The sequence below is a fragment of the Pseudomonas sp. FW306-02-D09B genome, assembly GCF_058782685.1.
This window is the reverse complement of record NZ_JBYSXY010000008.1, coordinates 194,309-207,697: the sequence shown is the minus strand read 5'-3', so window position 1 is coordinate 207,697 and position 13,389 is coordinate 194,309. Positions and strand designations below refer to the sequence as shown.

Sequence of the window (13,389 nt, the reverse complement as noted above, 5' to 3'; positions counted from 1 at the left end):
CCACCAGCCTGGCGCAATGTGGTTGCAATTTAAAACCTGATACAGCGACAATGGAATCTAGTTCTGAATTGAAACCAGTTTAACGCCATGGAGGTGTACATGACAGCAGATGCCGACTCAGCCACCAAACGGTTCTCCAGACAGCCTTCGGGATTACTGCATTCGGATACCGGAGAACGCAGCAGGACCGACCGGTCTCCAGGGCTTTCCCCGTCGCTCACCTTATTGTTTTCCGTCACCTGCGCACTTGCAGTCGCCAACGTTTACTTCGCCCAACCTTTGCTCGCCTCAATGGCTGAGAGCCTGGGCGTCACCTCAGGATTGATCGGGGTCGTGGTGACGGCCACTCAGGTGGGTTACGCGTTGGGGTTGCTGTTCATCGTCCCACTGGGCGATAGGGTCAACCGAAAGCGGTTGATTCTGACTCAGGTCCTGCTGTCTGCGGTTGCACTCGCGGCGGTCGGCGCAGCACAGCAATGGCTGGCCCTGTTGGGCGCCATGATCGTGATGGGCTTACTGGCAGTGGTTGTTCAAGTACTGGTGGCATACGCCGCCGTGTTGGCAACGCCATCACAACGCGGGCAGGCAGTGGGGACGGTAACCAGTGGAATTGTCCTGGGCATTCTTCTGGCGCGGTTTACCTCTGGCCTGATTGCGGACATCGCCGGCTGGCGCGCCGTTTACTTCGTGTCTTCAGGATTGATGCTGACCATCGCGGTGGTGCTGTGGAAAGTGGTTCCTGCCACGGCGCCGCCAAGGCACCAAGACTCCTACCTGGCGCTCATAAGTTCACTCTTCAAACTGTTCATGACCGAACGCACTTTACGCACCAGGGGCCTTCTGGCCTTACTGATCTTTGCCGCTTTTTCTGTGCTGTGGACATCCATGGTGCTGCCGTTGAGCGCTCCGCCGCTGTCGCTTTCACACACGGCCATCGGCCTGTTTGGCTTGGCCGGAGTCGCCGGCGCCCTTGCTGCCAGTAGAGCCGGTCGCTGGGCCGATCAAGGCCTGGGGCAACGAGTGACCGGCATTTCGCTGGGGCTCCTGACGTTGTCCTGGTTACCCATCACGTTTGCCGAGACGTCCCTGATCGCGCTGGTCTGCGGCGTAGTCCTGCTCGACTTCGCGGTGCAAGCGGTACACGTCACCAACCAGAGCCTCATTTTTGCTGCACGACCCGACGCCCACAGTCGCATGGTCGGCGCATACATGTGCTTCTACTCGGTCGGTAGCGCGCTGGGAGCCGTAGCCGCGACCCAGGTTTATGCGCTCTGGGGCTGGATGGCAGTAAGCCTGCTGGGCGCCTTGATCAGCGCTGCTGCCTTGCTGCTGTGGATTCTCACGTTTAATTCTTCAACGACCCATCAAGGACGATCAGCATGAAAGCCAGGCACCTGCTACTCGCCATTTCGATTACTGCCATATGGGGCGTGAATTTCTCGGTTATCAAACTGGGCCTCACCACCGTTGACCCGCTGATCCTTGCTGGTATTCGCTTCACGCTTTGCGCACTTCCAGCGATCTTTTTCATTCCGAAACCTGATGTGCAGTGGCGCTACATCATGGGTTACGGTCTGGTCTTCGGTATCGGACTTTGGGGCGTCGTCAACCTTGGCATCCAGTCTGGTCTTTCAGCAGGCATCGCTTCGCTGGTGCTTCAGTTCAGCGCGTTTTTCACCCTCCTGCTGGGCTCATGGATATTCAAGGAAGCGATTTCCCGCTACCAACTGGCGGGTATAGGTATCGCCTGCTGTGGCTTGTTGAGCATCATCTCGATTGTTGATGGGACAGTCACGACGGCCGGGCTGCTGTTGGTGCTGCTGGGAGCGGTCGCCTGGAGTGTCGCCAACGTGATCAACAAAAAAGCGAAGACCACCCAGGTCTTCGCTTTCCTGGTGTGGTCCAGCGCGTTTTCGCCCATCCCTCTTTTCGCGCTGGATTACGCTGTCAACGGCTCAACGGGTTACAGCGCATTGGTGAATCAACTCGACTACCGCGCCGTCCTGTCGATCCTGTTCCAGGTCTACCCCAATACACTATTCGGCTACTGGGTGTGGAATTCACTTCTGAAACGATATCCCGTGTCTACAGTCGCGCCATTGTCGTTATTGGTGCCGGTATTCGGACTGCTCGGTTCAGTCACAATTTTCAATGAGAGCCTGTCAGTCAACAAAATCGTTGCAGTCGTTCTCATCGTGTCGGGTCTTGGCATCGGCTTATACGGACAGCGCGTCCTCAGTGCGGTGCTCAAGCGTTCTGACCGATGCCCATCGTGATGTAACTGCTTCGCGAAAGCCTCGACGACTACGTCTTCGTCGACGAACTCGACCTGGTCAAACGAAGTTGAAGTGCACACCGGGCAGGGAACGGCGAGTCCGGTGCTGGGAGGTTCAGGTGAAACAGTTGCACACCCAGGGTGTCGGTGACCATGACGGACTCCAAGGCAAAGTGAGTACGTGGACGTACTTCAGTGAGCGCCGCGCAAGCGACACTTTTCTTGTTGGAGTGATCATGTGCAATGCATCGGGATAGATAAATGATTAAGTTTGTTGCTTCAAACCTTAAAAAATAGTGCCCGCGGTTTTTCCGCCTCCGGTATGTTCAAGCGTGATCGTGCACCCAAAGAATCACCAGATCGAACGCTATTGTGGCGAGGGAGCTTGCTCCCGCTGGGCTGCGTAGCGGCCCCAAAACTTCGTCAAAAACTGCTGATTTGCGAGTGCTGCGCCCTGGTGCGCCAGCCCGGTCGGGCGGGAGCAAGCTCCCTCGCCACAAAAGCGCTACGCATTGCTATTTTCTGGAGGTCTGCATGGCCGCTTACAACCTGCGACAGCTCAGGTATTTCGTCACCACCGCCGATTGCGGCAGCGTGGCTGAAGCCTCTCGCAAGCTCTATATCGCCCAACCGTCGGTGTCGACCGCCATCAAGCACCTGGAAGACAGCTTTGGTGTTCAGCTATTTATTCGACATCACGCGCAGGGTGTTTCACTGACGCCAAGCGGCTCACGTTTTTACCGCAAAGCGCTTGAGCTGCTGCGGGTGGCTCACGAGTTCGAACAGAACGCGCTGGCGGACAATGACATGGTGGCGGGGCAGATCGATATTGGCTGTTTTGAAACGGTGGCGCCGCTGTACTTGCCACGCTTGATCGCAGGCTTCAAAGAGCGCTGGCCGGGTGTGGAGATCCGCATCCGGGATGGCGAGCAGCAGGAGTTGGTGCAGGCACTGACCGCCGGCAGCATTGATCTGGCGATGCTCTTCGAGCACGATCTGGACAGCACGATTGAGACCGTGCCGCTGATGCCGCCGCAGCAGCCCTATGCCTTGCTACCGGCCGATCACCGGTTTGCGCAACAGGCGAAAGTCTCGCTCCATGAGCTGGTACTGGAGCCGATGATTTTGCTCGACGTGGTGCCGAGCCGGACCTACTTCGTGAGCATTTTCGAAGAGCTCGGATTGCGGCCGCACATTGTCTTCAGCTCGCCGTCGATCGAGATGGTGCGCGGAATGGTGGGGCGCGGTTTCGGCTTTTCGATTCTGGTGACCAAGCCGTTTTCGGACTACACCTATGACGGGCAGAAAGTCGTGTGTGTCCCGCTGGCTGAAACGGTGACCGGCTCGGGTTTATCGGCAGCGTGGTTGCGTCGCACGCAGCTGACCAAACCGGTGCAGCTGTTCGTGGATTATTGCCAGGAAGAACTGGCCCAACTTTGTAGCTGAGCGTCGGGCCAATCATTGCGACTCAGCAGATCGATGACAGCATCCGTTGCAGCATGGCGTCGCAGCCCTTCAATTGATCGAGGCTGACAAACTCGTCCGGTTTGTGGCCCTGATCCATGCTGCCAGGACCACAGACCACCGTTGGAATCCCCGCCGCGTCAAACAGCCCGCCCTCGGTGCCGAACGCTACCGTCCCGAACTCCCGCGAGCCGGAGAATTCGGCGATCAACTCAGCCGCTTCGCTGTGTGCATCGGTGGCCAACCCGGGATACGCCGACAACTCACTGAAGCGGATGTCGCTCTGATCGCTCACCGCGCGCATGCGCGGTAATACCTGTTGTTCAGCGTAGGTCTGCAGTTCCTGCGCCACCACGCTGGGGTCTTGTGAGGGCAGGGCGCGGATTTCAAAGTCGAAGCGGCAATCCGCCGGGACGATGTTCAAGGCTTTGCCGCCGGAAATCACGCCGGTTTGCACCGTGCTGAACGGCGGGTCGAAACGGGTATCGTGATGCTCTGGCGCTTTGAGCCGGTGGCCGATCCGCCCCAGTTCACCGATCAGTTCGGCGGCGTATTCAATCGCGTTGACTCCGAGCGGGGCGTACGCCGAATGGCAGGCTTCGCCGTGAATGTCGCAACGCATCGCCAGTTTGCCCTTGTGACCCAGCACCGGTTTGAGTTCAGTCGGCTCGCCAATGATGCACAGCATCGGTTTGACCGGGCGCTGTTCGAGGGCTTTGAGCAGCGAGCGGACCCCAAGGCAGCCGACTTCTTCATCGTACGACAGCGCGATATGCACCGGCCGCCGTAGCGGGGCGTTCACCAAGGACGGGACCAGGGCGAGAATACAGGCGATGTAGCCTTTCATGTCGGCGGTGCCGCGACCGTACAACTTGCCGTCGCGCTCGCTGAGCTGGAACGGCGCAACGGTCCATGGCTGGCCGTCGACGGGCACCACATCGGTGTGCCCCGACAGCACGATGCCCGGCCGATCTGCCGGGCCGATGGTTGCGAACAGATTGGCCTTGCTGCGCTGCTCGTTGTAGACCAGTTCGCATGGCACGTCGAAGCGTTCGAGGTAGTCCCGGACAAAGTCGATGAGGTGCAGGTTTGATTCGCGGCTCGTGGTGTCGAAGGCCACCAGTTGCTTGAGCAAATCGACACTGTTACTCATCGATCGTCTCCCGCCACGCCGTAGCCAGGCGACTTGTCGGGGGCCAGGGCGCGGTCGATGTAATCCTGAACCTGTGGCTGATAGGCGTCCCACAACTTTTCCAGTTGACCGATCGGATCGTGGTCAGCCCAATCAACCCGCAGGTTGATAATCGGCCAGGTCAGTTCGCCGACCACAACGAGCGCCGCCGAATGCACCGGCCCGGCTTCGCCTCCTGCCGTCACAGCGGCTTTCAGAGCTGCCAGCAAGCGGTCGGCCAGTTGACCTTCGCCGTGCTCGAAGGCCTTGACCATGGCCTCGATCACCCCACGGTCCGCCAGCATGTTGCCGGCAGCCACGCATTGTTCGCCCGACACCGCGTTGTGGGTGCCCAGCGTTTGTGCGCCGCTGAAGTGTGCGGTCTGGCCGAGGTGGTCAATCGCGGTAATTTGCCGATATTGGCTGTAGCCGTTGCGGGTCAACACCTTGTCGAATGCAGCCGAGGGCGCAAGGCCTTGCTCCATGAGGGCGAGGACTTCCGGGCCGAGTGACGGCAAGGTGATGTTTTGCGTGGAGACCGCGCCCACACCTGGCAGCAACCAAGGGCAGCGTGCGCCGACAGCGATGCTCGAGGAACTGATCGCAATGCCCAACTGACCGGTTTCGGGGCAGCGTGCGGCGATGGAAAAGGTCATGGTTTGGCTCCTTGGTTAGCCTTGAGAAAATGGTTGTCTGGGCGGGCCCCTTCGCGAGCAAGCCCGCTCCCACATTTGATCTCTGTCGTATACACAATTTGTGTTCGCTGAAGATCCACTGTGGGAGCGGGCTTGCTCGCGAAGGCCGCGCCTCGGTCTACCTGCTTACTCAGGAATCACCGCAATCACATCAATTTCCATCAGCCACTGCGGCTGCCCCAGCGCCGAAACCACCAACCCGGTCGAAATCGGAAACACCCCTTTGAGCCACTTGCCAACTTCCTGATAGACCGGCTCGCGGTAACGCGGATCGATCAGGTAGGTGGTGGTTTTGACGATGTGGCTGAGGTCGCTGCCGGCCTCTTCCAGCAATTGCTTGACGTTGCGCATGGCTTGTTCGGCTTGCGCACGCGGGTCACCAAGACCGACGAGGTTGCCTTCAAAATCGGTACCGACCTGACCACGAACATAAACGGTGTTGCCGGCCCGGACTGCCTGGCACAGGTCATTGTCCAGGCTCTGGTTCGGGTAGGTTTCTTTGGTGTTGAACATGCGAATGCGGGTATGGGTTGGCGTGGACATCGGAAGCTCCTCAAGAAAAATTCGGCCCGGCGCTGTGCAAGCGCCGGTGCGGATATCAAGCACTGACAGGTGTTTTATGGACGGCCGGGGCGGCTTCAGCCTGACGCTGCCCGGCATCGCGGTAGTCGAGGTACGAACGCTGAATGGCGATGTGATCCGCCACGTATTTGGCGTCGTGCCAAACACCCCAGATGAACGACGAGCCGCGACGCGACTGCCACGGCAGCCCCAGGAAATACACACCCGGCTCGCTCGACACGCCACGCTGATGCTGCGGTTTACCGTTGTCGTCGAAGGCGTCGACCTTCAGCCAGCTGTAGTCGGTGGCAAACCCGGTGGCCCAGATGATCGAGGTCACGCCGGCCTTGGCCAGGTCGAGCTCGAGAATCGGATGGGTCACGCACGCAGGATCCGCGAAGGTAATGCGGGCTTCAGGTTCTTCCGGCAGGTCCAGGCCATTGCGCTCGATGTAGGCGTCAGCGGCATTGAGCAGCGCCAGATAGTTTTCATCGCCGCGTGCCAGGTTGTCGGCAAGATTGGGCTGGAAGGTCGCCACGGCGCCATTGAACGAGTGGGTCAGGCCGACAAGCGTCATGCCGCGATGGGCCAGCCCGCGGAAGTCCACCGTACGGCCGCCATGTGCACCGCTCACGGCGATGGTGACGTGTTCGCGACCGGGCTTCATGGCCGCTTGATCCCATTCGCCGAGCACGCCCAGCCACCAGCAGAAATCCCGGTTGCGATAGGCGCGAGGAGGGCGGTCGTGCGCGCCGACCGAGAGGTACACCTGCTTGCCAGCACGCTGCAATTCATCGGCGATCTGCACCCCCGATGACCCGGCGCCGACGACCAGCACAGCACCCTCGGGCAGTTGCGCTGGATTGCGGTAGTCGGCCGAGTGGATCTGCAGGAACGGCTGATCTTGCGGCGCGATCGGCGGGATGACCGGACGCTGGAACGGCCCGGTGGCGGCCACCACACGGTTGGCCTCGATCACCCCTTCAGAGGTTTCAATGGTGAAGCCCGGTCGACCGACATTGCGTTCAACCTTCTTCACCTCCACACCGGTGCGGATGGGCGCGTTGAATTTCTTGGCATAGGCTTCGAAGTAGTCGGCTACCCGCTCTTTCGGGGCAAAGCCGTCCGGGCTGAGATCGTCGAATTCAAGGCCGGGAAAGCGGTCGTGCCAGACCGGACCATTGGCCACCAACGAATCCCAGCGTCCGGTGCGCCAGCGCTCGGCGATACGATTGCGCTCCAGCACCAGGTGCGGCACGCCGAGTTTGCTCAGGTGCTCGCTCATGGCCACACCCGCCTGACCCGCGCCGACAATCAGCGTGTCTGTTTTTATTGTTTCAATGGTCATCTCTATGCCCTTCGAAGTTGGATTAGGGTCGGTTACGACCTGCCATTTCTTGGGCTCAAGACTAGGGATCACCCCGGTATCGGTAAAATATTATTAAGTTGGTATTTGAGTATAAATAATTGATGCAGCGTGTTTACGGGAGCTGTTGCATTCCTGTTGATTCAGGTCGCCCTGAAGTTCCAGACAATCTCGACAACCCTGAACGCCATCACTACATAGATCAGGCAAAGCACTATTTGCAGGCTCAGGTGGTAGCGGGTTTTGGCAAGTTTGCGCAGGCCATCGCACATGTTCAGCAGCATCAGCAGCGCCGCCAATCCGATCAGGCCCCAGCCCGCGATCCAGTAGCCAAACAGACCGAGAAACAGCGGCGAAACGTTGTGAAGTGCGTCGGTGCCGGCTGCCAGCAGCAGGGCGCACATCAACAGATTTCTGAGATTGTCGAAGATTTCCTTGCTGAAACCCTGATCCAGTAAACGGCCAAACTTCGTCAGTAGCGCGCGCATGGTGAGGCGTCCTGTTGATTAAGTGTGTCTGTAGCGGGCTCTACGGGCGATAATGCCGCGCATCCTGTCTTCAACTTAGCAAAAGAGCCCAGCCGTGATGTTCGAGATCAAGCCGTGGAACCCAGAATCCTATCGACAGCAGACGCGCCGCAGTACCGTGATCATCGCCGTGACCTTCATTCTGCTGGCGATGACGCTGTCCGGCTTGGCCGTCATGCTATTCGGCGAACCCGGCGGCGACAACTTCCGTTTCAACCTGGGCGGCGTCATTGCCGCTGTCATCGTTAGCGCGGCGCTGATGAAAACCAAAGGCTGGTCGCAGCCGTGGATGGCGGCGGCGGTGTATGGGTGGCAACTCAAACGTAGCCTGATGAGCGTCACCAACGTCATGCATAAGGTCACCGATGCGGTGCAGGCCGGTAACCCGAGCGCAATCAAGCTGCTGCGCTTTTATCACTTGGGGCTGACGCAAATGCACCAACTGGACGGCAACACCAGCAGCCTCAGCCAAATGACCCACGAGATCGATCAGCACAAGACAAGCATGGAGGCGCTGGGGATCGACACTGAGCAGAATCAGTTGAATCCTGAGTGGCTGGCGGCAGTGAAGGCGAAGGAGGCATGAGTTCGATGTTCACGATCACCCACTTTGAAACCCCGTGCTCCGAACCTATCAATGACCAGATTCTGCAGATGGTCGTCGACTATCTGACCGATATCAGCACGGTGGCGATTGCGCCGAGCAACCTCCTGTTCAACGTCTATCAATATGCGATCGGCTACGAGGTTCATCTCTATCTGCAAGCGCTCGACGGGTCTAAAGGGATCGCTGTCGAATTGATCGTCGCGATGGATGATGAAGATCCTTCGAAGGTCATCGGCTTTTTGCTGTATCTGCCGGTCAAGGATGATCCTGAGGCGTGCGGCGTGGCCTATATGGCGGTGCAAGCCAGTCATCGACATCAGGGCGTCGCACGGGCGATGGTCCAGGAAATGCTCGGCCGCTACCCGCATGCCGAGCTGGCGTGTGCGGTCGGCAAGGTTGCCTGTTTCGAAGCGATGGGCTTTCAGGTGCTGGGCGCGCGCGGGCCGCAGGTGCTGATGAATACGCGTGATCACAGCACGGGCGGTTTGATGGGGGTACTGGATACTGCGCCGATCTACCGCTCGACAGAAGTGCGGCAGATCCATACGTATCTGCTGCAACGACACGGGAAGCGGGCGATGCTCGATGCCGAAAAACAGCGCGACCGGCATCTCGACCAGATGACGGCCAAAGCCAAGGCTTTTGTGCAGGAGCGGCTTGGGTAGGCGGCTAATCAGCCTGTCTGAACACCAGCGCCTTCAAGCCGCTTTCAGCATCGATATCTGGAAATTCCGGTGGGTTTTCCAGGCGTTGTTCGAAGTGCAGGCTCGGGGCTTCGCGGGTCACGCCGTCGATGAGAAAGTCCGGGCCGAAGGCCGGGTCGTTCATGCAGGCCAGTACCACACCATCGCTGGTGAGCAGTTCCGGCAGGCGGCGTAACACGCGCTGGTAGTCCTTGGTCAGCAGAAAGCTGCCTTTCTGGAACGATGGTGGATCGACGATCACCAGGTCGTAAGGGCCGCTGTTGATGACCTTGCCCCAGGACTTGAACAGGTCATGGCCGAGAAAGCTGACCTTGCTCAGGTCGTGCCCATTCAGCCGGTGATTGTCGCGTCCGCGGCTCAGGGCGCCGCGGGACATGTCCAGGTTGACCACATGCTCCGCGCCACCCTCGATGGCGGCCACCGAAAACCCGCAGGTGTAGGCGAACAGGTTCAAGACGCGTTTGCCCTGGGCATTGGCGCGCACCCAATTGCGGCCGTAGCGCATGTCGAGAAACAGGCCGCTGTTCTGTTTTTTGCCCAGGTCGATACGATAACGCAGGCCGCCCTCGGTGATCGTCCATTCCTCGACCATTTCCCCCAGCAACCATTCGGTGGTGCTTTGGGGCAGGTAGCGGTGTTGCAGCAGCAACGTATGCGCGCCGGATTTCTCCCACTCAGGCGACTGCGCGATCCCCATCAGCAACTGCTTCAATGCCTCCAGCTGCGCCGGGTCAGGCTCCTTGAACAGCGAGACCAGCACCACGCCCTGCATCCAGTCGACGGTCAGTTGTTCCAACCCCGGCCAGCATCGGCCCCGGCCATGGAACACGCGGCGGGTTTCTTCAGGGACAGTTGTCAGAGCCGTCAGTAAATGCTGGCGGAGGATGGTGAGGGCGTCAGGGTTCATCGGGCAGGGCCGGCAATATGAAAGGGGCGGCATTTTAACCACAATTGTGGCGCCAGGGGTTCTGCGAGGCAAAAGGCGATTGCGCAGGCAAGCTTGCCGTCAAAGCATTTGCGCAAGTACCGGTCCGGATCAACAATGTACCGGCAGTCAGGCAGTGAGGTTTTCACCCGGTCACGTCGTCAGTCGACACGGAGCGCTCATGAACGATCGTTACACCCGCACGGCGATTTGCCTGCACTGGCTGATAGCCCTCGGGCTGATCGGCACCTTCGCGCTCGGCTACTACATGCCTGAACTTGCGTTCTCGCCGACCAAACTGAAGCTGTATTCATGGCACAAGTGGGCCGGGGTGACCTTGTTTTTTCTGGTGCTGCTACGGCTCGGCTGGCGCCTGGGCCATCCTGTTCCGCCCTTGCCGACGACCGTGTCGCCCGTGATGCGGCTCGCGTCCCACCTTTCGCATGGGGTGATGTACGCACTGATGCTGGCGATTCCGCTCAGCGGCTGGCTGATGAGTTCGGCAAAAGGCTTCCAGACGTCATGGTTTGGTGTCTTGCCGCTGCCGGATCTGCTGCCCAAGGACGACGCGCTCGGCGATCGTCTCATCGATGTGCACAAAGTCCTCAACTACACATTGCTGGTGCTGGTGATCATTCATACATGCGCGGCGCTCAAGCACCACTTCATTGATCGCGACAACGTGCTGACGCGCATACTGCCGTCAAAGCGCCAGCCTGACCCTCGGCATCTCAAGCCATGAAGCAGGCCACTGACCGGATAATCCCATGACCCACCGATTTCCACGTTCTGTCATCCTGGCTGCAGCCCTTGTATTCGGTACCACGGCGGGCGCCCAGGCCGTCGAATACAAGAAAGTAAATGCACGCGCGAGCCAGATCAGCTTCACCTATAACCAGATGGGGGCGAGGGTGTATGGCACGTTCGGCAAATTCGAGGCCACCCTCGATTTCAACTCGGCGAACCCCTCGGCGGCCCACGCCACATTGACCATCCAGCTTGACAGCATCGATGCCGGGAACAGCGATGCCAACAGCGAGTTGAAAAAGCCCGCCTGGTTCAACACGGCGGCTTATCCAGAGGCGAAGTTTGTATCGAGCAGCGTGAAGGCGCTCGGCAACAATCGCTACGAGGTCTCTGGCCAGCTCACGCTCAAGGGCATTACCCGCGAGGTCGGCGCACAAATCACCTTGAAGCCTGAGAGCGCCATCGGCGTATTCGATGGCGAGTTCATTCTCAAACGCGGCGACTTCAAGATCGGTGAGGGCGAATGGGCCGATTACGGGGTTGTCTCCAACGAGATCAACATCAAGTTTCGGGTGGTCGCTCCCGAGCAGTAGCCTGTGCTCGAACCTGGATACCTGACGATGGATTGGCCGCGCCGTGAAGGGAAAACACCCAAAAGCGCTACGCCCTCGGCTACACTCCGGCCATGCCGAATAACTCTCATATGCCCTTGAATTTCACCCGAATCTTCAACAGTGTCGTCACTCGGCTGTTGGGATTGGCGCTGTGCATTGTCGTGTTTGGGGCGGTCGTGCGTTATTACGTGCTAACCGACTTTCTGCGTGAGGATTTGAGCGCGGTCGTGGAAGGCCAGCAATTAGCGTTGGCGACCTATGTCGCTCGCGACATCGACGACAAAATCATTCAGCGTCAGCGTTTGCTTGAGCTCCTTGCCACCTCCATTCCTGTTGATTTCCTCAAGCAACCCGAGCGACTGCGTGCCTGGCTGAAAGAGCATTACGCCTACCAGACGTTGTTCTCGACAGATGTGTACATCGTGAACGCCAATGGGGATTTACTCGCAAGCTATCCCGACCTGACACCGCCACTCAATACCCCTTACGCAGAGCGTGATGACATTCAAGCCGGATGGGCAGGACGTTCATTTGTCGGGCGTCCTGCGGTGGATCAAACAACCCAAAAACCGCTGCTGCCGATGTCCGTGCCCATCAGGGATGAACACGGCAGGGTTCAAGCCGTTCTCGTGGGCGTCACGGCACTCGCAGCGCCAGGGTTTCTGGATTCCTTGCTCCAGAGCCGCATGGGGGAGACGACGGGCGGATTCCAGCTGGTTTTCCCGGAAAGTCGATTGTTTGTCGAATCCTCGGCGCTTGATATGACGCTCAAGCCAACGCCGCCTCCCGGCGCCAATGCGCTGCATGATCGGGCCATGGCCGGATTTCGCGGTGCGGGGGTAACGCTCAACGCCGAAGGGGGCGAGGAGGTCTCAGCAATGGCGTCGGTTCCAAGTACCGGCTGGTTCGTCGTTGCCCGTTTGCCCAGCAGTGAGGCTTTTGCAACTGTCGATCGAACACAGCATTTTTTGATCAGGGGGGCGTTTATATCCATTTTGATTTTCGCCGTGTTCTCGTCCATTGGCCTGTACTTTGTCTTTCGTCATCTGTTTCGTGCCGCCGCGCAGGCTGACCGCATGACGCGTGATGAACGACCACTGGCTCCCTTGCCAGTCACTCGCAATGATGAAGTCGGTCACTTGATCTCGGCCTTCAATCGTTTGTTGATCAAGCTGGATGACAAACAGGCCCAGCTTAAAAAAATTGCTCATCACGATATGTTGACGGGTTTGCCCAATAGGCATCATCTCTCGGGCCAGCTTCGTCACGTGCTGGCTCTGGCACAACGCAAAGAGACGAGTGTGGGCCTGTTGTTCATGGACCTCGATGGCTTCAAGCATATCAATGACACCCTTGGCCACGAGGCGGGTGACGAGGTGCTGCGGCAAGTGGCGAGGCGCTTTCGCCGGGTTGTCCGGGAGACCGATACCTTGGCGCGCATCGGGGGTGATGAGTTTGTTGTTCTGCTGAGTGACCTTGGGGACGATGCCGAAGAGATCGTGAGCACCGTCGCGACTAAATGTATTGAAGCACTGGGAGCGCCGTTTTTTATTTCCGGTACGGTCTGCATCGTGGGTGTTTCGATTGGCATTGCACTGGGGAACGGGGAAAGCTCTGCGGATATGCTTCTGCTGGCCGCAGACCGCGTCATGTATCAAGCCAAAAAAACCGGGCGAGGTCGGTATGTGACCTACAAGCTTTAGGCAACAGTGCCCGAGAGCCCGCCTGGGCGT

General features: G+C 58.9%; 14 protein-coding genes. 8 read left to right on the top strand and 6 right to left on the bottom strand.

Annotation, left to right across the window (positions count from 1 at the left end; translation table 11 throughout):
* The first annotated feature begins 99 nt into the window (after nt 1-99).
* The 3 genes from AC3WK5_RS15925 (at nt 100) to AC3WK5_RS15915 (ending at nt 3,721) form a co-directional block, all read left to right on the top strand.
* On the top strand, nt 100-1,383 hold the full coding sequence (locus AC3WK5_RS15925; RefSeq protein ID WP_103316044.1) for an MFS transporter: 1,284 nt from the start codon (nt 100-102) through the stop codon (nt 1,381-1,383).
* On the top strand, nt 1,380-2,276 hold the full coding sequence (locus AC3WK5_RS15920) for an EamA family transporter (protein ID WP_103316043.1): 897 nt from the start codon (nt 1,380-1,382) through the stop codon (nt 2,274-2,276). Before AC3WK5_RS15925 ends, AC3WK5_RS15920 begins: the two co-directional genes overlap by 4 nt.
* A gap of 533 nt (nt 2,277-2,809) precedes the next feature.
* The gene (locus AC3WK5_RS15915; protein ID WP_103316042.1) at nt 2,810-3,721 is read left to right on the top strand and encodes a LysR family transcriptional regulator; all 912 of its coding nucleotides are present in this window, start codon (nt 2,810-2,812) and stop codon (nt 3,719-3,721) included.
* A gap of 22 nt (nt 3,722-3,743) precedes the next feature.
* On the opposite strand, the gene argE is transcribed toward AC3WK5_RS15915, so the two are convergent.
* The 5 genes from argE to AC3WK5_RS15890 all read right to left on the bottom strand — a co-directional run bounded on the left by argE (nt 3,744) and on the right by AC3WK5_RS15890 (nt 8,020).
* On the bottom strand, nt 3,744-4,892 hold the full coding sequence (gene argE / locus AC3WK5_RS15910; RefSeq protein WP_103316041.1) for an acetylornithine deacetylase: 1,149 nt from the start codon (nt 4,890-4,892) through the stop codon (nt 3,744-3,746).
* Complete coding sequence (locus tag AC3WK5_RS15905; protein ID WP_103316040.1) at nt 4,889-5,566, bottom strand: DUF1028 domain-containing protein; 678 nt, start codon at nt 5,564-5,566, stop codon at nt 4,889-4,891. Before AC3WK5_RS15905 ends, argE begins: the two co-directional genes overlap by 4 nt.
* Before the next feature lie 165 nt (nt 5,567-5,731).
* Nucleotides 5,732-6,148, bottom strand: coding sequence for a RidA family protein (locus tag AC3WK5_RS15900; RefSeq protein WP_046027689.1), 417 nt, complete (start codon nt 6,146-6,148; stop codon nt 5,732-5,734).
* Nucleotides 6,149-6,203: 55 nt separating this feature from the next.
* Complete coding sequence (locus AC3WK5_RS15895; RefSeq protein ID WP_103316039.1) at nt 6,204-7,514, bottom strand: flavin-containing monooxygenase; 1,311 nt, start codon at nt 7,512-7,514, stop codon at nt 6,204-6,206.
* 161 nt (nt 7,515-7,675) lie between these two features.
* Nucleotides 7,676-8,020 (bottom strand): hypothetical protein, encoded by a 345-nt coding sequence (locus AC3WK5_RS15890; protein WP_103316038.1) that lies wholly within the window; start codon nt 8,018-8,020, stop codon nt 7,676-7,678.
* A 97-nt stretch (nt 8,021-8,117) separates the two neighbouring features.
* Between AC3WK5_RS15890 and AC3WK5_RS15885 the strand changes: the two genes are divergently transcribed.
* Entirely contained in the window at nt 8,118-8,645 is a 528-nt protein-coding gene (locus AC3WK5_RS15885) for a DUF3087 domain-containing protein (protein ID WP_103316037.1), read from the top strand.
* Between the two features lie 5 nt (nt 8,646-8,650).
* Nucleotides 8,651-9,331 carry a GNAT family N-acetyltransferase gene (locus tag AC3WK5_RS15880; RefSeq protein ID WP_103316075.1) on the top strand — a complete coding sequence of 227 codons (681 nt, stop codon included), beginning with the start codon at nt 8,651-8,653 and terminating at the stop codon, nt 9,329-9,331.
* 4 nt (nt 9,332-9,335) lie between these two features.
* Here AC3WK5_RS15880 and AC3WK5_RS15875 read toward each other — a convergent pair whose 3' ends face one another.
* Nucleotides 9,336-10,277, bottom strand: coding sequence for a class I SAM-dependent methyltransferase (locus tag AC3WK5_RS15875; RefSeq protein ID WP_103316036.1), 942 nt, complete (start codon nt 10,275-10,277; stop codon nt 9,336-9,338).
* Between the two features lie 199 nt (nt 10,278-10,476).
* Here AC3WK5_RS15875 and AC3WK5_RS15870 point away from each other — a divergent pair, with 199 nt between their 5' ends.
* The 3 genes from AC3WK5_RS15870 (at nt 10,477) to AC3WK5_RS15860 (ending at nt 13,359) form a co-directional block, all read left to right on the top strand.
* Complete coding sequence (locus AC3WK5_RS15870) at nt 10,477-11,037, top strand: cytochrome b (protein ID WP_103316035.1); 561 nt, start codon at nt 10,477-10,479, stop codon at nt 11,035-11,037.
* A gap of 25 nt (nt 11,038-11,062) precedes the next feature.
* Entirely contained in the window at nt 11,063-11,635 is a 573-nt protein-coding gene (locus AC3WK5_RS15865) for a YceI family protein (protein ID WP_054598085.1), read from the top strand.
* A gap of 110 nt (nt 11,636-11,745) precedes the next feature.
* Complete coding sequence (locus AC3WK5_RS15860) at nt 11,746-13,359, top strand: sensor domain-containing diguanylate cyclase (protein ID WP_256585165.1); 1,614 nt, start codon at nt 11,746-11,748, stop codon at nt 13,357-13,359.
* Nucleotides 13,360-13,389 lie beyond the last annotated feature (30 nt).

What these genes read in the sequence shown, in the direction of transcription:
- AC3WK5_RS15925 (WP_103316044.1), top strand. Translation starts at nt 100, where the DNA reads ATGACAGCAGATGCCGACTCAGCCACCAAACGGTTCTCCAGACAGCCT.
- AC3WK5_RS15920 (WP_103316043.1), top strand. Translation starts at nt 1,380, where the DNA reads ATGAAAGCCAGGCACCTGCTACTCGCCATTTCGATTACTGCCATATGG.
- AC3WK5_RS15915 (WP_103316042.1), top strand. Translation starts at nt 2,810, where the DNA reads ATGGCCGCTTACAACCTGCGACAGCTCAGGTATTTCGTCACCACCGCC.
- argE (WP_103316041.1), bottom strand. Translation starts at nt 4,892, where the DNA reads ATGAGTAACAGTGTCGATTTGCTCAAGCAACTGGTGGCCTTCGACACC.
- AC3WK5_RS15905 (WP_103316040.1), bottom strand. Translation starts at nt 5,566, where the DNA reads ATGACCTTTTCCATCGCCGCACGCTGCCCCGAAACCGGTCAGTTGGGC.
- AC3WK5_RS15900 (WP_046027689.1), bottom strand. Translation starts at nt 6,148, where the DNA reads ATGTCCACGCCAACCCATACCCGCATTCGCATGTTCAACACCAAAGAA.
- AC3WK5_RS15895 (WP_103316039.1), bottom strand. Translation starts at nt 7,514, where the DNA reads ATGACCATTGAAACAATAAAAACAGACACGCTGATTGTCGGCGCGGGT.
- AC3WK5_RS15890 (WP_103316038.1), bottom strand. Translation starts at nt 8,020, where the DNA reads ATGCGCGCGCTACTGACGAAGTTTGGCCGTTTACTGGATCAGGGTTTC.
- AC3WK5_RS15885 (WP_103316037.1), top strand. Translation starts at nt 8,118, where the DNA reads ATGTTCGAGATCAAGCCGTGGAACCCAGAATCCTATCGACAGCAGACG.
- AC3WK5_RS15880 (WP_103316075.1), top strand. Translation starts at nt 8,651, where the DNA reads ATGTTCACGATCACCCACTTTGAAACCCCGTGCTCCGAACCTATCAAT.
- AC3WK5_RS15875 (WP_103316036.1), bottom strand. Translation starts at nt 10,277, where the DNA reads ATGAACCCTGACGCCCTCACCATCCTCCGCCAGCATTTACTGACGGCT.
- AC3WK5_RS15870 (WP_103316035.1), top strand. Translation starts at nt 10,477, where the DNA reads ATGAACGATCGTTACACCCGCACGGCGATTTGCCTGCACTGGCTGATA.
- AC3WK5_RS15865 (WP_054598085.1), top strand. Translation starts at nt 11,063, where the DNA reads ATGACCCACCGATTTCCACGTTCTGTCATCCTGGCTGCAGCCCTTGTA.
- AC3WK5_RS15860 (WP_256585165.1), top strand. Translation starts at nt 11,746, where the DNA reads ATGCCCTTGAATTTCACCCGAATCTTCAACAGTGTCGTCACTCGGCTG.